The sequence below is a fragment of the Pantoea sp. DY-5 genome, assembly GCF_019795955.1.
In the GTDB taxonomy this organism is placed as follows: Bacteria; Pseudomonadota; Gammaproteobacteria; order Enterobacterales; family Enterobacteriaceae; genus Pantoea; species Pantoea leporis.
This window is the reverse complement of record NZ_JAIMIE010000007.1, coordinates 239,406-260,133: the sequence shown is the minus strand read 5'-3', so window position 1 is coordinate 260,133 and position 20,728 is coordinate 239,406. Positions and strand designations below refer to the sequence as shown.

Here is a 20,728-nt window from a genome sequence, read left to right as displayed (position 1 = left end):
TATATTGATAAGTTCGAGCATTTAGCAAACTGGAGCACCTTGTGACGACCGCCCAACTTCCCGCACCGACCCGCACGCTGAAACTTTCCGGCCAACACTCCGAACAAAAACGGGCCGAGCTGCTGGCGTACTTCACCCAAACCTGGGAACTGTATGAAAGCCTGTTTGATTGCCTGGCGGACGAGCGCGCCTGGTTTAACAAAGCCATTTCGCTGCGCCATCCGCTGATCTTCTATTTTGGTCACACCGCAACCTTCTACATTAATAAGCTGATGGCGGGCCGCTACCTCGATCAACGCGTTGACGATCGTATTGAGGCGATGATGGCGATCGGCGTGGATGAGATGAGTTGGGACGATCTCAACGACAGCCATTACGACTGGCCGACCATCGCAGAAGTGCGCGACTATCGTGGCAAAGTGAAAAGCCTGGTGAGTGAGTTTATTCGCACCATGCCGCTGGAACTGCCGATCGACTGGGACAGCCCGGCGTGGGTGGTTTTGATGGGCATCGAACACGAACGTATTCATCTGGAAACCTCCAGCGTGCTGATGCGCCAGTTGCCGATTGAATGGGTTAAGCCGCAGCCGCACTGGCCAGTTTGCCCGCAGGCGCGTCACGATCGTCAATCGGTACCGGAAAATTCTCTGATCGCGATGCCCGGCGGCCGTGTGCAGCAGGGCAAAACCGACGACACTTATGGCTGGGATAACGAATACGGTAGCCAGCAAACCGAACTGAAGCCGTTTAAGGCCAGTAAAATGCTGGTCAGCAATGCCGAGTTTTATCGTTTTATTGCGGCGGACGGTTATAACGATCGCCGCTGGTGGGATGACGAAGGTTGGGGCTGGCGTGAATTTTCCGGTGCGCAGATGCCGACATTCTGGGTCGGTGACGAAAAGCTGCCCGATCAGCTAAAACTGCGCGTGCTGGCCGAAGAAGTGGCGATGCCGTGGGATTGGCCGGCGGAAGTGAATCAACTGGAAGCCGCCGCGTTTTGTCGCTGGCTGGCGGAAGAGACCGGTAAATCTGTTCAGCTTCCCTGCGAAGCCGAATGGGCGCAGCTGCGTGAGCAAGTTGGCGGCGATCAGCCGGACTGGACTGAAGCGCCGGGCAACATCAATCTGGCATACTGGGCTTCCTCCAGCCCGGTCGATCGCTTCGCACAAGGTGAGTTTTACGACATCGTCGGCAACGTCTGGCAGTGGACCACGACGCCAACCAACGGTTTCGAAGGCTTTAAGGTGCATCCGCTCTACGACGATTTCTCCACACCAACCTTTGATGGCAAACATGCGCTGATCAAAGGTGGCAGCTGGATTTCCACCGGCAACGAAGCGCTGAAATCTGCGCGCTACGCTTTCCGTCGTCACTTCTTCCAGCACGCCGGTTTCCGCTATGTCGTTTCTTCCCATGAAGAGAGCATGACGCTCAATCCTTATGAAACTGACAGCATGGTGTCGCAGTATCTCGATTTCCAGTACGGACCGAGCTACTACAACGTACCCAACTACGCGGCTGCGCTGGTGGAGAAACTGCTGCCGCACTGTACTGCGCGGGGTCAGGCGCTGGATATCGGCTGTGCCACCGGGCGGGCCAGCTTTGAACTGGCGCGACACTTCGAGGCAGTAACGGGCATGGATTACTCGGCGCGCTTTATTGATGTTGCGCTGCAGCTGACCTCCGGTGAGGATTTCCGCTATGTGGTGCCCGAAGAGGGCGATCTGGTGGAGTATCGTCAGGTGCGGCTGAAAGAGTTTGGTCTGGAAGCTGAGCAAGCGCAGCGTATTCAGTTTGTGCAGGGCGATGCCTGTAACCTGAAGCCGCAGCCGGACCGTTACGACCTGGTGCTGGCCTCTAACCTGATCGATCGTCTGCGTCAGCCGAAGCGCTTCCTGCAGGACATTACCCCGATGATCCGCGCCGGCGGTCTGCTGGTGCTGTCATCGCCGTACACCTGGCTGGAAGATTTCACGCCGAAAGAGAACTGGCTGGGCGGTGTTCGCGAAAATGGCGAAGCGCTGACGACCTATCAGGCGCTGCAGCGTCTGTTGCGTGATGCGTTTGACGAAGTGGCACCGCCGCAGGATGTACCCTTTGTGATCCGCGAAACGGCGCGCAAATTCCAGCACACGCAGGCGCAAGTGACCTTCTGGCGTAAGCGCTAAAAAGCAGGCAGACAACGGCATGGCTGTTGTCTGCACCTTGCCTGCACCGCTAATTTGCTGCACATTCTCCTCTATTCATAGAAGAAGAACTCAACGAGGATGGACAATGGCGGAACACCTTCAGCTGGATAACCTGGATCGCGGCATTCTGAATGCGCTGCTACAGAATGCGCGTACCGCCTATGCCGAGCTCGCCAAGCAGTTCAACGTCAGCCCCGGCACCATTCATGTGCGGGTGGAGAAGATGCGTCAGGCGGGCATTATTTTGGGCACGCGCGTGGAGATCGATCCGCGTCAGCTCGGCTTCGATGTGTGCTGCTTTATCGGCATTATCCTTAAAAGCGCGCGCGATTATCCGGCGGCTCTGAGCAAACTCGATGCGCTGGATGAAGTGGTGGAAGCCTGGTATACCACCGGCCACTACAGCATCTTTATCAAAGTGATGTGCCGATCAATCGATGCCTTGCAACAGGTGTTGATCAACAAGATCCAGACCATCGACGAAATTCAGTCCACCGAAACCCTGATCTCCCTGCAAAACCCGATCATGCGCACCATTAAGCCGTAACCCCTCTCTAATCTGTGCACAAACTTATCCCCGGCAGATCGCGCGTATGGCGCGACTTGCCGCCTGATGCTTTCTACTATTAACCCTGTTTTCCACAGGTGGATCACGGCTTGATCACAGCGTACAATGCTCGCCTTTAGTGCGGGAGAGCATCATGGCCGATATTACGTTAATCAGTGGAAGTACCCTTGGCAGCGCCGAATATGTTGCTGAACATCTGGAAGAAAAACTGCAGGAAGCGGGCTTCTCAACCGAGGTGCTGCATGGCCCAGAGCTGGATGAGCTGCAACCGGAAGGGATTTGGCTGATCGTTACCTCCACGCACGGTGCCGGTGAACTGCCTGATAATTTGCTTCCTTTATATGAAGCATTGCAGGAAACAAAACCGGACCTCTCTGGCTTACGTTATGGCGCAGTCGGCATTGGTAATCATGAATACGATCTTTTCTGCGGCGCGATCAAACTGCTGGAAGAGCAATTGAGCCAGTTGGGCGCCAAACGCATTGGCGATCGCCTGGAGATCGACGTGCTGGAGCATGAGATCCCGGAAGACGCGGCCGAAGTGTGGGTCGACACATGGAAAACGCAAATTTAAAACGATCTTCAGTGGCTGGGGATCGGGAAAATAGAATGATCCCCAGTTGATTGCGCTGTTTTTTTACCTTAAACCCGCGATCGACTGTGGATAACATGGCCTGTTTCATGCGTATAACCAGTAGTTATCCAAAGAACAACGGTTGTTTCTTTTTTAGGCTGTGTATAAGTAGCCATTTTGATCCCAGCTTATACGGATCAGGATCACCGATCATTCACAGCTAGTGATCCTCGCTAATTTGCTGTTTAGCCTGCGTTTTTGGGGGTTATCAACAGCCTGGTGCGATCCTAATAGTAGATCTAACAGAGAGATCATATAAAAGACTTAAGATCCTTTCTTTTAAACCTCAGGATCCCGCGACTTTCGCCGCCGACATTATTTCAGTAGAATCCACCGCCCAGGGCAACGATCCCTGTCCGAAACACTAACGAGGACCCACTTCATGTTTTATCCAGATCCTTTTGACGTCATCGTAATCGGTGGTGGTCATGCGGGCACAGAGGCCGCGATGGCCGCAGCCCGAATGGGTCAGCAAACCCTGTTACTCACCCATAACATTGATACGCTTGGACAAATGTCCTGTAACCCGGCGATCGGTGGCATCGGGAAAGGACATCTGGTGAAGGAAGTGGATGCCTTAGGCGGTTTGATGGCCACGGCAATTGACCAGGCAGGCATCCAGTTTAGGATACTAAACGCGAGTAAAGGCCCCGCTGTTCGCGCCACACGTGCTCAGGCTGACCGTGTACTGTATCGCCAGGCGGTACGCACCGCATTAGAGAACCAGCCAAACCTGATGATCTTCCAGCAGGCGGTTGACGATCTGATTGTGGAAAACGATCGTGTCGTCGGTGCTGTGACGCAAATGGGCTTGAAGTTCCGCGCCAAAACCGTGGTGCTGACCGTCGGGACCTTCCTTGATGGCAAAATCCACATTGGCCTGGATAACTACAGCGGTGGCCGTGCAGGCGATCCGCCATCAATCCCATTGGCAAAACGCCTGCGTGCACTGCCGCTGCGCGTAAACCGTCTGAAAACCGGTACGCCGCCACGTATCGACGCACGCTCGATTGATTTTTCGGTGCTGACGCCGCAGCACGGTGATAATCCGATGCCGGTGTTCTCGTTCATGGGTAAAGTTTCACAGCATCCACAACAAGTGCCGTGCTGGATCACCTACACCAATGAACAGACGCATGACGTGATCCGCAATAACCTCGATCGCAGCCCAATGTATGCCGGGATCATCGAAGGTATTGGTCCACGTTACTGCCCGTCGATCGAAGACAAAGTGATGCGCTTTGCCGATCGTAATGCGCACCAGATTTTCCTGGAGCCGGAAGGCCTGACCAGCAACGAGATCTATCCGAATGGTATCTCCACCAGCCTGCCGTTTGACGTACAGATGCAGATCGTACGTTCGATGAAAGGACTGGAAAACGCGAAGATCATCCGTCCGGGTTACGCCATTGAGTATGATTTCTTCGATCCACGCGATCTTAAACCGACGCTGGAAAGCAAATTTATCCACGGCCTGTTCTTTGCCGGCCAGATTAACGGCACCACCGGCTACGAAGAAGCGGCAGCACAAGGTTTGCTGGCAGGACTAAACGCAGCACGCGCTTCCGCCGACAAAGAGGGCTGGGCGCCACGTCGCGATCAGGCTTACCTTGGTGTGCTGGTTGACGATCTCTGCACTTTGGGCACGAAAGAGCCGTACCGCATGTTTACATCGCGCGCGGAGTACCGCCTGATGCTGCGCGAAGATAACGCCGATCTGCGTTTGACCGAAGCGGGTCGCGAACTCGGTCTGGTTGATGATGCTCGCTGGGCGCGCTACAACCAGAAACTGGAGGCGATTGAGCAGGAGCGTCAACGTCTGCGCGATCTGTGGGTGCATCCGAAATCGGATAACGTGGCAGAAGTGAACGCTGTGATCAGCGCGCCGCTTACCAAAGAAGCCAGCGGTGAAGATCTGCTGCGTCGTCCAGAGATGACCTATCCACTGCTGACGTCACTCGCCAGCTATGGTCCTGCGCTGCCAGATGAGCAAGCCGCTGAGCAGGTGGAGATTCAGGTGAAATACGAAGGGTACATTGCGCGTCAGCAGGAAGAGATTGATCGCCAGCTGCGCAATGAAAACACCTTGTTGCCTGTCGAGCTCGACTATCGTCAGGTGAATGGCTTGTCGAATGAAGTGATCGCCAAACTCAACGATCACAAACCGACCTCCATCGGCCAGGCTTCACGTATTTCGGGTATCACGCCTGCGGCAATCTCAATTCTGCTGATTTACCTGAAAAAACAGGGCCTGCTGCGTAAAAGCGCCTGATAGACTTTGGGGCGAGGCAACTCGCCCCGTTAATGGAATTCTCGTTGTGATCAACAAACTCTCCTCGCTGCTGAAAGCGGCAAACATTTCCCTTACCGATCAACAAAAACAGCAGTTGGTTAGCTATGTTGAGTTGCTGCATAAGTGGAATAAGGCCTATAACCTGACATCAGTGCGCGACCCGCAGCAGATGCTGGTACGCCATATTCTCGATAGCGTGGTGGTTGAGCCACATTTGCAGGGCGAACGCTTTATTGATGTGGGCACCGGTCCGGGCTTACCAGGCATTCCGCTGGCCATTGTGCGCCCGCAATCGCATTTCACCTTGCTGGATAGCCTCGGCAAACGCGTGCGTTTCCTGCGTCAGGTGCAGCATGAGTTAGGACTTACTAACATCACGCCGGTGCAGAGCCGCGTTGAAGCGTTCCCGTCTGAGCCACCATTTGATGGTGTTATCAGCCGTGCGTTTGCTTCACTCGAAGATATGCTGACCTGGTGTCATCATCTGCCGGGTCCTGAAGGTCGCTTTTATGCTCTGAAAGGTGTCCGTCCGGATGATGAGATTGCTGCATTACCCGCTGGCTTTAAGGTGGAAAAAATTCAACCGCTGCAGGTACCCGAACTGGATGGTGAACGTCATCTGGTGGTGATTACTCGCCAATAGCCTTTAAAAAGGTATGGATTTAAGCCTGTTCATGCCGTTTGTCTTAGTCATTGCCCTGAACGAAAAAGCAGCGATTGAACACTTTTAGATAAAAGCTTTTATTTCGCAGGGCAGGGCGCGCGAGTTAACATCCCCGGCGGAAATTATCCGAAAAGCTCCGTTACATTTAACGAATAATTCACATTTTATTATCACTTAGATCACTTCAATGCGTGTATTTACCCAACCAAATAATCACTGGGGAAAATATAACTTTGCAATAAATTGGCGTGCGTAATATCAGTTTTGCGTTTTTATTGCAGCGCATGATGTCAATAAAGTGTTTTTCTCGAAAATCATAGTGCAACAGTTAAAAAATAAAATTAAGACGCTGATTTATAGGTTCTTTAGGCGATTTTGAAATCGTATAAATCTTGTCTGAAACAAATTCAGTCAGGCATTCCTTGTTTATTATGTGATCTAAAGCACGCTTTAAAAGCAAGTCGGTTGGGCATTTTCAGACTTAAAGTCAGACATTGCCTGAAGACGATGTTTTGAAAAATAGCCCTTCAGAAAGAAATTTAAATAATTGTTCACCTTTTCGCTACTTACCGATTGAAATCGCAGGTGGCGCCCGTATAATTTGCACGGCTTTTGCTGCTTGACTCAAATGAGTAAAGGCAGTCTTATACGACACGCGACATACCCCGTTCGGGGCAGGAGAGTTCAGCGTCATGTCAGTGTCTCTTTACAGTGTGAAATTAGCCCGGGCCGTGCTGATCATTCAGCTGGTGACCTTTGTCACCATCGGTGCGCTCTTTACCCTGAAAGAGGTTACCTGGGGCGCCTCCGCCATCGCGGGTGGCGTGGCAGCCTGGCTGCCGAACGTGTTGTTTATGTTTTTGGCCTGGCGCCTGCAGGATCAAACGCCTGCGAAAGGACGTGTTGCCTGGAGCTTCGCCCTCGGTGAAGTGTTGAAGGTGTTCACAACCGTCATTTTCCTCGCGGTGGCGTTGGGTGTGTTTGGAGCGGTCTTCTGGCCACTCGCAATCACGTGGTTATCGGTGCTGGTGGTGCAGATCGTCGCTCCGGCTGTAATTAACAACAAAGGGTAAGAGGCATCATGGCTGCTGGAGAAATCTCTACTCCGCAAGAATACATAGGTCACCACCTGAATAACCTTCAGTTGGACCTGCGTACTTTCGAGTTGGTGAATCCGCACGACGCTCCCGCGACGTTCTGGGTATTAAATATCGATTCCATGTTTTTCTCTGTGGTGCTGGGACTGATTTTCCTGGTGTTGTTCCGCAAAGTGGCGAAAAGCGCTACCAGCGGTGTTCCAGGGAAATTACAAGCGGCTATCGAACTGGTTGTCGGCTTCGTTGATAACAACGTGCGCGACATGTACCACGGTAAAAGCAAACTTATCGCCCCGCTGGCTCTGACGATTTTCGTCTGGGTCTTCCTGATGAACTTCATGGATCTGCTGCCTATCGATTTGCTGCCGTTTATCGGCGAGCACTATTTAGGCCTGCCGGCGCTGCGCGTCGTGCCGTCTGCAGACGTGAACATCACGCTGTCTATGGCGCTGGGCGTATTTATTTTGATTCTGTTCTACAGCATCAAAATGAAAGGCATTGGCGGCTTCACCAAAGAGTTGACGCTGCAGCCTTTTAATCACCCGATCTTCATCCCCATTAACCTGATTCTTGAAGGTGTTAGCCTGCTGTCCAAGCCTGTTTCACTGGGTCTGCGACTGTTCGGCAACATGTATGCGGGTGAGTTGATCTTTATCCTGATTGCCGGCTTGCTGCCGTGGTGGTCGCAGTGGTTGTTGAATGTGCCTTGGGCCATTTTCCACATCCTGATCATTTCGCTGCAGGCTTTCATTTTCATGGTCCTCACGATCGTCTATCTGTCGATGGCATCTGAAGAACATTGATTTTTATCTCAACACTTAAGCTTTTAACTGAAACAAACTGGAGACTGTCATGGAAAACCTGAATATGGATCTGCTGTACATGGCTGCCGCTGTGATGATGGGCCTGGCGGCAATCGGTGCTGCGATCGGTATCGGCATCCTCGGAGGTAAATTCCTGGAAGGCGCCGCGCGTCAACCGGATCTGATCCCTCTGCTGCGTACGCAGTTCTTTGTTGTAATGGGTCTGGTGGATGCAATCCCGATGATCGCTGTAGGTCTGGGTCTCTACGTGATGTTTGCTGTCGCTTAAACCTGGTAGCCTTGTTCACTCATGGCACCTGGTGTGATGAGGGACGGATTCTGCCGTTTATCTCTGATAGCGGCAGAGCAAGTTAACTTAATAAGAGGCATTGTGCTGTGAACATTAATGCAACAATCCTCGGCCAGGCCATCGCGTTCATTCTGTTTGTCGCGTTCTGCATGAAGTACGTATGGCCGCCGATTATGGCTGCCATCGAAAAGCGCCAGAAAGAAATTGCTGAAGGCCTTGCTTCTGCTGAGCGCGCGAAGAAAGATTTAGATCTCGCGCAGGCCAATGCGACCGACCAGCTGAAAAAAGCGAAAGAAGACGCTCAGGTCATTATCGAGCAGGCGAACAAACGCCGCGCCCAGATTCTGGACGAAGCGAAAACCGAAGCTGAGACTGAACGTAACCGCATCGTGGCGCAGGCGCAGGCAGAAATTGATGCCGAGCGTTCGCGTGCCCGTGAAGAGCTGCGTAAGCAAGTCGCGTTGCTGGCATTAGCTGGCGCCGAGAAAATCATCGAACGTTCCGTGGATGAAGCTGCTAACAGCGACATCGTTGATAAACTGGTCGCTGAACTGTAAGGAGGGAGGGGCTGATGTCTGATCTGATTACTGTAGCTCGCCCCTACGCCAAAGCAGCTTTTGACTTTGCTGTTGAGCATCAAAGCATCGATCGCTGGCAATCAATGCTGGCGTTTGCCGCAGAAGTGGCTCGCAACGAACAGATCGCAGATCTTCTTTCCGGTGCGCTCGCACCGGAAGCTTTGTCTGCTTCTTTCATTGCAGTTTGTGGCGATCAACTTGATGAAAACGCCCAGAACCTGATTAAGGTAATGGCCGAAAACGGACGTTTGACAGCGCTTCCAGCAGTACTGGCTCAATACATTCAACTGCGTGACGCTTATGAAGCGACAGCCGAAGTTGATGTGATTTCTGCCAGCTCGCTGAGTGACAGTCAGCTGACTAAAATCAGCGCCGCGATGGAAAAACGTCTGTCACGTAAAGTTAAGCTGAATTGCAAAATTGATAAGTCTGTAATGGCAGGTGTGGTTATCCGTGCGGGTGACCTGGTCATTGATGGCAGCGTACGCGGCCGTCTTGATCGTCTGGCAGACGTCTTGCAGTCTTAAGGGGACTGGAGCATATGCAACTGAATTCCACCGAAATCAGCGAACTGATCAAGCAGCGCATTGCTCAGTTCAATGTCGTGAGTGAAGCTCACAACGAAGGTACTATTGTTTCTGTAAGTGACGGTATCATCCGCGTACACGGCCTGGCCGATGTCATGCAGGGTGAGATGATTGCCCTGCCGGGCAACCGTTACGCTATCGCACTGAACCTCGAGCGTGACTCGGTTGGTGCAGTAGTGATGGGCCCGTATGCTGACCTCGCGGAAGGCATGAAAGTTAAATGTACGGGTCGTATTTTAGAAGTTCCAGTTGGCCGTGGCCTGCTGGGCCGTGTGGTGAACACCCTGGGTGCACCGATCGACGGTAAAGGCGCAATTGAAAACGACGGCTTCTCGCCTGTTGAAGTGATTGCACCGGGCGTTATCGACCGTCAGTCAGTAGACCAGCCTGTTCAGACCGGTTACAAATCTGTCGATGCGATGATTCCAATCGGCCGTGGCCAGCGTGAGCTGATCATCGGTGACCGTCAGACCGGTAAAACTGCAATGGCAATCGACGCCATCATCAACCAGCGCGATTCAGGCATCAAGTGTGTCTACGTTGCGATTGGTCAGAAAGCGTCAACCATTTCTAACGTAGTTCGCAAACTGGAAGAGCACGGCGCGCTGGCTAACACCATCGTGGTTGTCGCTTCTGCTTCTGAATCTGCAGCACTGCAGTACCTGTCACCGTACGCCGGTTGTGCGATGGGTGAGTACTTCCGTGACCGCGGTGAAGATGCACTGATCGTGTACGATGACCTGTCTAAGCAGGCTGTTGCTTACCGTCAGATTTCTCTGCTGCTGCGCCGTCCACCAGGTCGTGAAGCATTCCCTGGTGACGTGTTCTATCTCCACTCTCGTCTGCTGGAGCGTGCATCACGCGTTAGCGCTGACTACGTTGAGCGCTTCACCAACGGTGAAGTGAAAGGCCAGACCGGTTCTCTTACCGCACTGCCAATCATCGAAACTCAGGCGGGTGACGTTTCTGCGTTCGTTCCGACCAACGTAATCTCGATTACTGATGGTCAGATCTTCCTGGAATCTAACCTGTTCAACTCCGGTATTCGTCCAGCCGTTAACCCGGGTATTTCGGTATCCCGTGTTGGTGGTGCTGCACAGACTAAGATCATCAAGAAACTGTCCGGTGGTATTCGTACCGCGCTGGCACAGTATCGTGAACTGGCTGCGTTCTCTCAGTTCGCTTCCGATCTGGACGATGCAACGCGTAAACAGCTGAGCCATGGTCAGAAAGTGACCGAGCTGCTGAAACAGAAACAGTATGCGCCGATGTCAGTCGCGCAACAGGGTCTGGTGCTGTTTGCTGCTGAGCGCGGCTATCTGAACGATGTTGAACTGGCGAAAGTCGGCAGCTTCGAAGCCGCTCTGCTGGCGTTCGCGGATCGCGATCACGCTGAGCTGATGGCTGAAATCAACCAAGCGGGTAACTTCAATAACGAAATCGAAGAGAAGCTGAAAGGCCTCCTCGAAACGTTTAAAGCAACCCAGTCCTGGTAATGTCTGGCGGCTTGTCTGAAAAGGCAGGCCGCAAGGCTTTGAGGAGAAGCTAATGGCCGGCGCAAAAGAAATACGTAGTAAGATCGGAAGCGTAAAAAATACGCAGAAGATCACCAAAGCGATGGAAATGGTCGCCGCCTCCAAAATGCGTAAAACGCAGGAACGCATGGCGGCCAGCCGTCCGTATGCAGATACCATGCGCAAAGTGATTGGTCACCTTGCTTTGGGTAATCTGGAATACAAGCACCCTTACCTGGATGAGCGTGACGTTAAGCGCGTCGGCTACCTGGTCGTTTCGACTGACCGCGGGCTTTGTGGTGGTTTGAACATTAACCTGTTCAAAAAATTGCTGGCAGATATGAAAGGCTGGGCGGATAAAGGCGTACAGAGCGATCTGGCCGTTATCGGTTCGAAAGGCAATTCATTCTTCGGCTCTGTAGGTGGCAACATCGTGGCACAGGTCACCGGTATGGGCGATAAGCCTGCACTGTCTGATTTGATCGGCCCGGTAAAAGTGATGTTGCAGGCCTATGATGAAGGTCGCATCGACAAGCTGTATATCGTTGCCAACAAGTTTAATAACACCATGTCTCAGACTCCGACCATTACCCAACTGCTGCCGTTACCGCCAGCGGAAGGTGAAGAAGAGATGAAGGCGAAGACCTGGGATTACCTGTACGAACCCGATCCGAAAGCGCTGCTGGATACCCTGCTGCGCCGTTACGTCGAATCGCAGGTTTATCAGGGTGTGGTGGAAAACCTGGCCAGTGAGCAGGCCGCACGTATGGTTGCGATGAAAGCTGCAACCGATAACGGCGGAAACCTGATCAAAGAGCTGCAGTTGGTTTACAACAAAGCTCGTCAGGCCAGCATCACCCAGGAACTTACCGAGATCGTCTCGGGAGCCTCCGCGGTTTAACCAGGCATATATCCTGTCGCGCGAGCGCGGCTGGGTATTTTCGTATTAGGTAGAGGATTCAAGATGGCAGCTGGAAAGATTGTCCAGATTATCGGCGCCGTAGTTGACGTCGAATTCCCTCAGGACGCGGTACCGCAGGTATACAGCGCTCTCGAGGTGAAAAATGGTGATGCTCGTCTGGTGCTGGAAGTTCAGCAGCAGCTGGGTGGTGGCGTGGTTCGTACCATCGCCATGGGTACTTCTGACGGCCTGAAGCGCGGTCTGGAAGTTACCGACCTGAAAAAACCTATCCAGGTTCCGGTTGGTAAAGCAACCCTCGGCCGTATCATGAACGTATTGGGTGAGCCAATCGACATGAAAGGCGACCTGCAGAATGACGACGGCACTGTAGTAGAGGTTTCCTCTATTCACCGTGCAGCACCTTCGTATGAAGATCAGTCTAACTCGCAGGAACTGCTGGAAACCGGCATCAAGGTTATCGACCTGATGTGTCCGTTCGCTAAGGGCGGTAAAGTCGGTCTGTTCGGTGGTGCGGGTGTAGGTAAAACCGTAAACATGATGGAGCTGATACGTAACATCGCGGCTGAGCACTCAGGTTATTCGGTATTTGCTGGCGTGGGTGAGCGCACTCGTGAGGGTAACGACTTCTACCACGAAATGACTGACTCCAACGTTATCGATAAAGTAGCGCTGGTGTATGGCCAGATGAACGAGCCGCCGGGTAACCGTCTGCGCGTAGCACTGACCGGTTTGACCATGGCGGAAAAATTCCGTGATGAAGGCCGTGACGTTCTGCTGTTCATCGACAACATCTATCGTTACACCCTGGCCGGTACTGAAGTATCAGCACTGCTGGGTCGTATGCCATCTGCGGTAGGCTATCAGCCAACGCTGGCAGAAGAGATGGGTGTGTTGCAGGAGCGTATTACCTCCACGAAGACTGGTTCAATCACCTCTGTACAGGCCGTTTACGTTCCTGCGGATGACTTGACTGACCCGTCACCAGCAACCACCTTTGCTCACTTAGACTCAACCGTTACGCTGAGCCGTCAGATCGCCTCTCTGGGTATCTACCCAGCCGTTGACCCGCTGGATTCTACCAGCCGTCAGCTGGATCCACTGATCGTGGGTCAGGAGCACTATGACGTTGCGCGTGGCGTGCAGTCTCTGCTGCAGCGTTACCAGGAACTGAAAGACATCATCGCCATCCTGGGTATGGACGAGCTGTCTGAAGAAGACAAGCTGCTGGTGGCACGTGCGCGTAAGATTCAGCGCTTCCTGTCTCAGCCGTTCTTCGTTGCTGAAGTCTTCACCGGTTCTCCAGGTAAGTACGTGACCCTGAAAGACACCATCCGTGGCTTCAAAGGCATCATGGAAGGCGAATTCGACCACCTGCCAGAGCAGGCGTTCTACATGGTCGGCGCTATCGAAGAAGCCGTAGAAAAAGCGAAGAAACTGTAATTTAGGTTTCCCAGGAGGAATGGTATGGCTATGACTTATCATCTGGACGTGGTCAGCGCGGAGCAACAAATGTTCTCCGGTCTGGTCGAGCGTATCCAGGTGTCAGGTAGCGAAGGTGAGCTGGGGATTCGTCCTGGCCACGCCCCGCTGCTGACAGCCATCAAGCCTGGTATGATTCACATCGTGAAACAGCACGGCGAAGAGGAGTTTATTTACCTCTCTGGCGGCGTGCTGGAAGTTCAGCCTGGCAGCACCACCGTTCTGGCCGACACCGCGATTCGCGGTGAAGACCTCGACGAAGCGCGCGCGCTGGAAGCGAAACGTAAAGCGGAAGAGCACATGAACAGCAGCCACGGCGACGTGGATTATGCTCAGGCTTCTGCGGAACTGGCGAAAGCCATCGCGAAACTGCGTGTCATCGAGCTGACCAAAAAAGCGATGTAATCAGGCTTTATGCGTCACGAAATGCCAGCCCTTTGGGTTGGCATTTTTTTTGCCCAAAATTTGCCGCCTGGCGCTGAGCCCGGCTAATTTCGACCCGAGAAAAATGTAGTAATCTCGGGGTTAAACCTTACACTTTCGAAAGTTGAAGAGAATCAGGATAGTTATGTCTACGAACGCGATGAGTGTGGTGATCTTAGCCGCTGGCAAAGGCACCCGAATGTATTCCGACCTGCCCAAAGTTCTGCACACCCTTGCAGGTAAACCAATGGTTCAGCACGTTATTGATGCCGCAACCGGTTTGGGCGCCCAGCAGATCCATCTGGTTTACGGCCACGGCGGAGATTTACTGCAGTCAACGTTAGCGCATAACGCTCTCAACTGGGTGCTGCAGGCCGAGCAACTGGGTACTGGTCATGCGATGCAGCAGGCGGCACCCTTCTTTGCCGATGACGAAGATATTCTGATGCTGTACGGCGACGTGCCGCTGATCTCGCAGGCCAGTTTGCAACGTCTGCACGACGCGAAACCCGCGGGCGGCATTGGCTTACTCACCGTGGTTCTGGATAACCCCACCGGCTACGGTCGTATCGTGCGTGAAAACGGCACGGTGATCGGCATCATTGAGCAGAAAGATGCCTCGCCAGAACAGCTAAAAATTCAGGAAATTAACACCGGCATCCTGATTGCCAACGGTGGCGACCTCAAGCGCTGGCTGGCACAACTTAACAACAACAATGCGCAGGGCGAATTCTATATCACCGATATCATCGCCATGGCGCACCACGAAGGCCGCGTGATCAATGCGGTGCATCCGGCGCGCATCAGCGAAACCGATGGCGTCAACAATCGCCTGCAGCTGGCAACGCTTGAGCGTGTCTACCAAAGCGAGCAGGCAGAAAAGTTACTGCTGGCAGGTGTGATGCTGCGCGATCCGGCGCGTTTCGATCTGCGCGGTTCGTTGCAACACGGCCGCGATGTGGAGATCGACACTAACGTGATCATCAAAGGCAAGGTCACGCTCGGCAACCGCGTAAAAATCGGTGCCGGCTGCATCATTAAAAACAGCGTGATTGCTGACGACTGTGAAATCAGCCCTTATTCGGTGATCGAAGATGCCACGTTAGCCGCTGCTTGTACGGTTGGGCCTTTTGCGCGTCTGCGTCCCGGCAGCGAGTTGGCGGAAGCGGCGCACGTGGGCAACTTTGTAGAGATGAAGAAAGCCACGCTCGGCAAAGGCTCCAAAGCCGGTCATCTCTCTTATCTCGGCGATGCGGAAATTGGCGCGGGCGTGAATATCGGTGCGGGTACCATTACCTGTAACTATGATGGCGCCAACAAATCCAAAACCATCATTGGCGACAACGTGTTTATCGGTTCGGATACCCAGCTGGTGGCGCCAGTCAGCGTGGCGAGCGGTGCGACCATCGCCGCGGGCACCACGATAATGAAAGATGTGTTAGCTGCGGATCTGGTCTACAACCGTAAAGAACAGAATCAAAAATCGGGCTGGCAGCGTCCTGTTAAGAAAAAATAAATTTTAAAGGCCGACAACGATCGGCCTGTTAGCAGTGCCATAAAAAAATATCCCCACTCTCTACAAGGCTCGGGGAAATCAGGTCGTATGACAACGCAATGGCCGAAAGCCATGAAGTCAGGAAATTACTATGTGTGGAATTGTTGGTGCAGTAGCGCAGCGTGACATCGCAGAAATTCTGCTGGAAGGTTTGCGTCGTCTTGAGTATCGCGGTTATGACTCCGCGGGATTAGCCGTCGTCGATCGTCAGGGCCATATGACGCGCCTGCGTCGTCTGGGTAAAGTGCAGAACCTGGCGGAAGCCGCAGAGCAGCAGCCGCTGATTGGCGGCACCGGTATCGCACATACGCGCTGGGCGACACACGGTGAACCGTCGGAGGCCAATGCGCATCCGCACGTTTCCGAGCACATCATCATCGTGCACAACGGCATCATTGAGAACCATGAGCCGCTGCGCGCGCAGTTGCTTGAGCGCGGCTATCACTTTGCCTCAGAAACCGACACCGAAGTGGTGGCGCATCTGGTGCATTGGGAGCAGAAGCAAGGCGGCACGCTGCGTGAAGTGGTGCTGCGCGTTATTCCGCAGCTGCGCGGTGCGTATGGCATGGTGATCATGGACAGCCGCGATCCTTCGCTGCTGGTGGCGGCGCGCTCCGGTAGTCCGCTAGTGATTGGCCGTGGCGTGGGCGAAAACTTCATCGCTTCCGATCAGCTGGCTCTGCTGCCGGTGACGCGTCGCTTCATCTATCTGGAAGAGGGCGATATTGCCGAGATCACCCGCCGCGAAGTCACCATTATCGATCGTGACGGTAAAACGGCTAAGCGTGCTGAAATCGAATCGACCGCGCAATACGATGCCGGCGACAAAGGCATCTATCGTCACTACATGCAGAAAGAGATTTACGAGCAGCCGAACGCGATCAAAAACACCATCACCGGTCGTTTTAATCACGGCGAAGTCGATCTCAGCGAGCTGGGCCCGGATGCTGAGACGCTGTTGAGCCAGGTCGAACATATTCAGATCATCGCCTGCGGTACGTCATACAACTCCGGCATGGTTTCGCGTTACTGGTTTGAGTCGCTGGCTAACCTGCCTTGTGATGTGGAAATTGCTTCAGAATTCCGTTATCGCAAATCTGCAGTGCGTAAAAATAGCCTGCTGATCACGCTGTCACAATCGGGTGAAACCGCCGATACGCTGGCGGCGCTGCGCCTGTCGAAAGAGCTGGGTTATCTCGGTTCGCTGGCCATCTGTAACGTGGCCGGTTCATCGCTGGTGCGTGAATCCGATTTAGCGCTGATGACCAAAGCCGGCACTGAAATTGGCGTGGCATCCACCAAAGCCTTCACCACGCAGCTGGCAGTATTGCTGATGCTGGTGGCGAAACTCGGTCGTCTGCACGGCATGAAAGCCGAAACCGAGCACGAGATTGTGCACGCGCTGCAGGCCTTGCCGAGCCGCATCGAACAGATGCTGGCGCAGGACAAAGTGATCGAAAACCTGGCGGAAGGTTTCTCTGATAAGCATCACGCGCTGTTCCTTGGCCGTGGCGATCAGTATCCGATCGCGATGGAAGGCGCGCTGAAGCTGAAAGAGATCTCCTATATCCACGCCGAAGCCTATGCGGCGGGCGAGCTGAAGCACGGCCCGCTGGCGCTGATTGATGCGGATATGCCAGTGATCGTGGTCGCGCCCAACAACGAACTGCTGGAGAAGCTGAAATCCAATATTGAAGAGGTACGCGCGCGCGGCGGTTTGCTGTATGTGTTTGCCGATCAGGATGCCGGTTTCAGCGACAGCGATGGCATGAAAATCATCTCCCTGCCGCACGTAGAAGAGGTGATTGCACCGATCTTCTACACCGTGCCGTTACAGCTGCTCTCGTACCATGTGGCGCTGATTAAAGGTACCGATGTTGACCAGCCGCGTAACCTGGCGAAATCGGTTACCGTTGAATAATCAGTAACAAGAGTGGGCCCGCAATGGGCCCGCTTCATTTCTGTACGCTGTCATATAACTGTCACATTTCGTACATTTCACTGTCATCAAACTGTCCTATTTTCCCTCCAGCAGCAATCACTGACTCCTACTAAAAAGGCATTGAGCCTGATTTTTTTGAATCCCCTGGAGGGAACATGACACTGATGCGTAGCACCGTAGCCCGAATCCTCGCCGCCACCTTCGCAGTAAGCGCGGTTTCTGCTTTTGCAGCCACCGATCTGACGGGCGCAGGCGGGACATTCCCGGCGCCGGTTTATGCCAAGTGGGCAGCCGAGTACCAGCAAGCCACCGGTAGCAAAATCAACTATCAGGGTATTGGTTCTTCCGGCGGCGTGAAGCAAATCATCGCGAAAACCGTCGATTTCGGTGCGTCTGATGCGCCAATGAAAGAAGAAGATCTGCAGAAAAACGGCCTGTTCCAGTTCCCTACCGTCATCGGTGGTGTGGTGCTGGCGGTTAACATCCCAGGTGTGAAATCCGGTGAACTGACTCTTGACGGTAAAACCGTGGGCGACATCTACCTCGGCACCATCAAAAAGTGGAACGACCCGGCGATCACTAAACTGAACCCAGGCGTGAAACTGCCAGATTCCAACATCAACGTGGTTCGCCGCGCTGACGGTTCCGGTACTTCCTTCGTCTTCACCAGCTACCTGGCAAAAGTGAACGAAGAGTGGAACAGCAAAATCGGTAAAGGTAACACCGTTAACTGGCCAACCGGTCTGGGCGGTAAAGGTAACGACGGCGTGGCCGCGTTTGTACAGCGTCTGCCGGGTTCAATTGGCTATGTGGAATACGCTTACGCCAAGCAGAACAACCTGACCTACACCAAACTGGTTGATGCCGACGGTAAAGCGGTTGCACCAAGCGAAGAGAGCTTTGCTAACGCCGCGAAAGGCGCAGACTGGAGCAAAACCTTTGCTCAGGATCTGACCTTCCAGAAAGGCAACGATGCATGGCCGATCACCTCAACCACCTTCATCCTGATTTACAAAGATCAGGCGAATGCGGAGAAAGGTAGCGAAGTGCTGAAGTTCTTCGACTGGGCATACAAAGGTGGCAGCAAAACCGCAACCGACCTGGATTACGCCGCGCTGCCAGAAAGCGTAGCTAACCAGATTCGTGCAGCGTGGAAAGCGAACATCAAAGATAGCTCCGGTAAAGCGCTGTACCAGTAACAGATTGACCCGGCCAGCCGAGACGGTTGGCCAACCCCAATGGGCGGCCTGCGTGCCGCCCTGACATCCCCCTGAGAACAGAGAATTCTATGGCTGCCACTAAGCCGACGTTCAAAGCCCCCGGTAAACAAGGCGACATGATTTTCGGCGCGCTGGTGAAGCTATCCGCGCTTATCGTGTTGCTGTTGATGGGCGGCATTATCGTCTCCCTGATTTTCTCCTCCTGGCCAAGCATCCAAAAATTTGGTTTCTCTTTCCTGTGGAACAAAACCTGGGATGCGCCAAACGAACAATTTGGTGCGCTGGTACCGATTTACGGCACCCTCGTCACCTCGATTATTGCCTTGATCATTGCCGTGCCGGTGAGCTTCGGCATCGCGCTGTTCCTGACCGAACTGGCGCCAGGCTGGCTGCGTCGCCCGTTGGGCACCGCCATTGAGCTGCTGGCGGCCATCCCCAGCATCGTGTACGGCATGTGGGGCCTGTTTGTTTTCGCGCCGCTGTTCGCCGAATATTTCCAGACGCCAGTTGGCAACGTGATGGCGAATATCCCGATTGTCGGCACGCTATTCTCTGGCCCGGCATTCGGTATCGGTATTCTGGCGGCGGGCGTGATTCTCGCCATCATGATCATTCCGTACATCGCCTCGGTGATGCGCGACGTATTTGAACAAACGCCGGTGATGATGAAAGAGTCGGCTTACGGTATCGGCTGCACCACGTGGGAAGTGATCTGGCGCATCGTGCTGCCGTTCACCAAAAACGGCGTGATCGGCGGCGTGATGCTTGGCCTGGGCCGCGCGTTGGGTGAAACCATGGCGGTGACCTTTATCATCGGTAACACCTACCAGCTCGACAGCGCCTCGCTGTTTATGCCAGGCAACAGCATCACCTCCGCGCTGGCCAACGAATTCGCCGAAGCGGAATCCGGTGTCCACGTTGCGGCTCTGATGGAGCTGGGTCTGATTCTGTTCGTGATTACCTTTATCGTGCTGGCGATCTCCAAACTGATGATCCTGCGTCTGGCGAAGAGTGAAGGAGCCCGTTCATGACCGCTATTGAAGTTCAGGCTCGCGCTGAGCTGGAAGCCTCGCGCCGCAAAATGCAGGCATGGCGCAGTACCAAAAACAAAATTGCCCTGACGCTGTCGCTGATGACCATGGCATTCGGTCTGTTCTGGCTGGTGTGGATTCTGTTCACCACCGTTACGCGCGGCGTTGATGGGTTGAGCTGGGAGCTGTTTACCGAATCGACACCGCCGCCCAACACCGCAGGCGGTGGTTTAGCCAACGCCTTACTCGGCAGCGGTTTACTGATTTTCTGGTCGACGATCATCGGAACGCCGCTCGGCATCATGGCTGGGATTTATCTGGCGGAATATGGCCGTAAACACTGGCTGGCGGAAGTGATTCGCTTCATCAACGACATTCTGCTGTCAGCACCGTCGATTGTGGTGGGCCTGTTTGTTTACACCATTGTGGTATCGCAGATGCAGCACTTCTCCGGTTGGGCGGGCGTAGTAGCGCTGGCGCTGCTGCAAATCCCGATTGTGATTCGTACCTCCGAAAATATGCTGCGTCTGGTACCCGACAGCATGCGTGAAGCGGCTTATGCGCTGGGTACGCCGAAGTGGAAGATGATTTCGGCGATTACGCTGAAAGCCTCGGTTTCCGGCATCATCACCGGTGTGCTGTTGGCCGTGGCGCGTATCGCCGGTGAAACCGCACCGCTGCTGTTTACTGCGCTGTCGAACCAGTTCTGGAGCACCGACATGATGCAGCCGATCGCTAACCTGCCGGTCACCATCTTTAAATTCGCCATGAGCCCCTTTGCTGAGTGGCAAAGCCTGGCGTGGGCGGGTGTGCTGATTATTACCGTGTGCGTGCTGCTGCTGAACATTGTGGCGCGTGTGGTTTTCGCCAAGGGCAAACACTAATTTCCCGGCGCGGCTTCGGCGGCGCTGCTTATGAG

The 20,728-nt window shown here is 53.8% G+C and carries 19 protein-coding genes; all 19 read left to right on the top strand.

The genetic code is table 11. The annotated features are described in order from the left end of the window. The first annotated feature begins 41 nt into the window (after nt 1-41). The 19 genes from ovoA (at nt 42) to pstA (ending at nt 20,693) form a co-directional block, all read left to right on the top strand. Nucleotides 42-2,168: a 5-histidylcysteine sulfoxide synthase gene (gene ovoA / locus K5Y30_RS21065; protein WP_222213227.1), complete on the top strand. Its 2,127-nt coding sequence runs from the start codon at nt 42-44 to the stop codon at nt 2,166-2,168. A 106-nt stretch (nt 2,169-2,274) separates the two neighbouring features. Then, complete coding sequence (gene asnC / locus K5Y30_RS21060) at nt 2,275-2,736, top strand: transcriptional regulator AsnC (protein ID WP_008106733.1); 462 nt, start codon at nt 2,275-2,277, stop codon at nt 2,734-2,736. A 154-nt stretch (nt 2,737-2,890) separates the two neighbouring features. After that, entirely contained in the window at nt 2,891-3,331 is a 441-nt protein-coding gene (gene mioC, locus K5Y30_RS21055; protein ID WP_222185616.1) for an FMN-binding protein MioC, read from the top strand. Nucleotides 3,332-3,773: 442 nt separating this feature from the next. Then, nucleotides 3,774-5,663 carry a tRNA uridine-5-carboxymethylaminomethyl(34) synthesis enzyme MnmG gene (gene mnmG / locus K5Y30_RS21050; protein WP_176973320.1) on the top strand — a complete coding sequence of 630 codons (1,890 nt, stop codon included), beginning with the start codon at nt 3,774-3,776 and terminating at the stop codon, nt 5,661-5,663. A gap of 46 nt (nt 5,664-5,709) precedes the next feature. Continuing rightward, nucleotides 5,710-6,327 (top strand): 16S rRNA (guanine(527)-N(7))-methyltransferase RsmG, encoded by a 618-nt coding sequence (gene rsmG, locus K5Y30_RS21045; RefSeq protein ID WP_222213225.1) that lies wholly within the window; start codon nt 5,710-5,712, stop codon nt 6,325-6,327. A 713-nt stretch (nt 6,328-7,040) separates the two neighbouring features. After that, on the top strand, nt 7,041-7,421 hold the full coding sequence (gene atpI, locus K5Y30_RS21040; RefSeq protein WP_222185617.1) for a F0F1 ATP synthase subunit I: 381 nt from the start codon (nt 7,041-7,043) through the stop codon (nt 7,419-7,421). Between the two features lie 8 nt (nt 7,422-7,429). Continuing rightward, nucleotides 7,430-8,248 carry a F0F1 ATP synthase subunit A gene (atpB, locus tag K5Y30_RS21035; protein ID WP_007893608.1) on the top strand — a complete coding sequence of 273 codons (819 nt, stop codon included), beginning with the start codon at nt 7,430-7,432 and terminating at the stop codon, nt 8,246-8,248. Nucleotides 8,249-8,297: 49 nt separating this feature from the next. Further along, nucleotides 8,298-8,537 carry a F0F1 ATP synthase subunit C gene (gene atpE, locus K5Y30_RS21030; RefSeq protein WP_003849523.1) on the top strand — a complete coding sequence of 80 codons (240 nt, stop codon included), beginning with the start codon at nt 8,298-8,300 and terminating at the stop codon, nt 8,535-8,537. A 107-nt stretch (nt 8,538-8,644) separates the two neighbouring features. Continuing rightward, nucleotides 8,645-9,115 (top strand): F0F1 ATP synthase subunit B, encoded by a 471-nt coding sequence (atpF, locus tag K5Y30_RS21025; RefSeq protein ID WP_007893603.1) that lies wholly within the window; start codon nt 8,645-8,647, stop codon nt 9,113-9,115. Nucleotides 9,116-9,129: 14 nt separating this feature from the next. Next, nucleotides 9,130-9,663 (top strand): F0F1 ATP synthase subunit delta, encoded by a 534-nt coding sequence (gene atpH, locus K5Y30_RS21020; protein ID WP_222185618.1) that lies wholly within the window; start codon nt 9,130-9,132, stop codon nt 9,661-9,663. A 14-nt stretch (nt 9,664-9,677) separates the two neighbouring features. Then, entirely contained in the window at nt 9,678-11,219 is a 1,542-nt protein-coding gene (gene atpA / locus K5Y30_RS21015) for a F0F1 ATP synthase subunit alpha (protein ID WP_008106721.1), read from the top strand. Between the two features lie 52 nt (nt 11,220-11,271). Continuing rightward, nucleotides 11,272-12,138: a F0F1 ATP synthase subunit gamma gene (gene atpG, locus K5Y30_RS21010; RefSeq protein ID WP_007893596.1), complete on the top strand. Its 867-nt coding sequence runs from the start codon at nt 11,272-11,274 to the stop codon at nt 12,136-12,138. Between the two features lie 63 nt (nt 12,139-12,201). Next, complete coding sequence (gene atpD / locus K5Y30_RS21005; protein WP_008106718.1) at nt 12,202-13,599, top strand: F0F1 ATP synthase subunit beta; 1,398 nt, start codon at nt 12,202-12,204, stop codon at nt 13,597-13,599. A gap of 24 nt (nt 13,600-13,623) precedes the next feature. After that, a complete protein-coding gene (locus tag K5Y30_RS21000; RefSeq protein WP_008106717.1) occupies nt 13,624-14,043 on the top strand; it encodes a F0F1 ATP synthase subunit epsilon in 420 nt (139 codons plus the stop codon). A 163-nt stretch (nt 14,044-14,206) separates the two neighbouring features. After that, nucleotides 14,207-15,577, top strand: a complete 1,371-nt coding sequence (gene glmU, locus K5Y30_RS20995; protein ID WP_222213224.1) for a bifunctional UDP-N-acetylglucosamine diphosphorylase/glucosamine-1-phosphate N-acetyltransferase GlmU — start codon at nt 14,207-14,209, stop codon at nt 15,575-15,577. 130 nt (nt 15,578-15,707) lie between these two features. Further along, entirely contained in the window at nt 15,708-17,537 is a 1,830-nt protein-coding gene (glmS, locus tag K5Y30_RS20990) for a glutamine--fructose-6-phosphate transaminase (isomerizing) (protein WP_101763908.1), read from the top strand. Nucleotides 17,538-17,713: 176 nt separating this feature from the next. Further along, entirely contained in the window at nt 17,714-18,757 is a 1,044-nt protein-coding gene (gene pstS / locus K5Y30_RS20985; protein ID WP_049852409.1) for a phosphate ABC transporter substrate-binding protein PstS, read from the top strand. A gap of 89 nt (nt 18,758-18,846) precedes the next feature. Beyond that, nucleotides 18,847-19,809, top strand: coding sequence for a phosphate ABC transporter permease PstC (gene pstC, locus K5Y30_RS20980; RefSeq protein WP_101763907.1), 963 nt, complete (start codon nt 18,847-18,849; stop codon nt 19,807-19,809). Then, nucleotides 19,806-20,693 carry a phosphate ABC transporter permease PstA gene (pstA, locus tag K5Y30_RS20975; RefSeq protein WP_101763906.1) on the top strand — a complete coding sequence of 296 codons (888 nt, stop codon included), beginning with the start codon at nt 19,806-19,808 and terminating at the stop codon, nt 20,691-20,693. Before pstC ends, pstA begins: the two co-directional genes overlap by 4 nt. Nucleotides 20,694-20,728: the final 35 nt, after the last annotated feature.

Excerpts from the sequence above, each read along its gene's own strand:
- asnC (WP_008106733.1), top strand. The coding sequence starts at position 2,275 with ATGGCGGAACACCTTCAGCTGGATAACCTGGATCGCGGCATTCTGAAT.
- mioC (WP_222185616.1), top strand. The coding sequence starts at position 2,891 with ATGGCCGATATTACGTTAATCAGTGGAAGTACCCTTGGCAGCGCCGAA.
- mnmG (WP_176973320.1), top strand. The coding sequence starts at position 3,774 with ATGTTTTATCCAGATCCTTTTGACGTCATCGTAATCGGTGGTGGTCAT.
- atpI (WP_222185617.1), top strand. The coding sequence starts at position 7,041 with ATGTCAGTGTCTCTTTACAGTGTGAAATTAGCCCGGGCCGTGCTGATC.
- atpB (WP_007893608.1), top strand. The coding sequence starts at position 7,430 with ATGGCTGCTGGAGAAATCTCTACTCCGCAAGAATACATAGGTCACCAC.
- atpE (WP_003849523.1), top strand. The coding sequence starts at position 8,298 with ATGGAAAACCTGAATATGGATCTGCTGTACATGGCTGCCGCTGTGATG.
- atpH (WP_222185618.1), top strand. The coding sequence starts at position 9,130 with ATGTCTGATCTGATTACTGTAGCTCGCCCCTACGCCAAAGCAGCTTTT.
- atpA (WP_008106721.1), top strand. The coding sequence starts at position 9,678 with ATGCAACTGAATTCCACCGAAATCAGCGAACTGATCAAGCAGCGCATT.
- atpG (WP_007893596.1), top strand. The coding sequence starts at position 11,272 with ATGGCCGGCGCAAAAGAAATACGTAGTAAGATCGGAAGCGTAAAAAAT.
- atpD (WP_008106718.1), top strand. The coding sequence starts at position 12,202 with ATGGCAGCTGGAAAGATTGTCCAGATTATCGGCGCCGTAGTTGACGTC.
- K5Y30_RS21000 (WP_008106717.1), top strand. The coding sequence starts at position 13,624 with ATGGCTATGACTTATCATCTGGACGTGGTCAGCGCGGAGCAACAAATG.
- glmU (WP_222213224.1), top strand. The coding sequence starts at position 14,207 with ATGTCTACGAACGCGATGAGTGTGGTGATCTTAGCCGCTGGCAAAGGC.
- glmS (WP_101763908.1), top strand. The coding sequence starts at position 15,708 with ATGTGTGGAATTGTTGGTGCAGTAGCGCAGCGTGACATCGCAGAAATT.
- pstS (WP_049852409.1), top strand. The coding sequence starts at position 17,714 with ATGACACTGATGCGTAGCACCGTAGCCCGAATCCTCGCCGCCACCTTC.
- pstC (WP_101763907.1), top strand. The coding sequence starts at position 18,847 with ATGGCTGCCACTAAGCCGACGTTCAAAGCCCCCGGTAAACAAGGCGAC.
- pstA (WP_101763906.1), top strand. The coding sequence starts at position 19,806 with ATGACCGCTATTGAAGTTCAGGCTCGCGCTGAGCTGGAAGCCTCGCGC.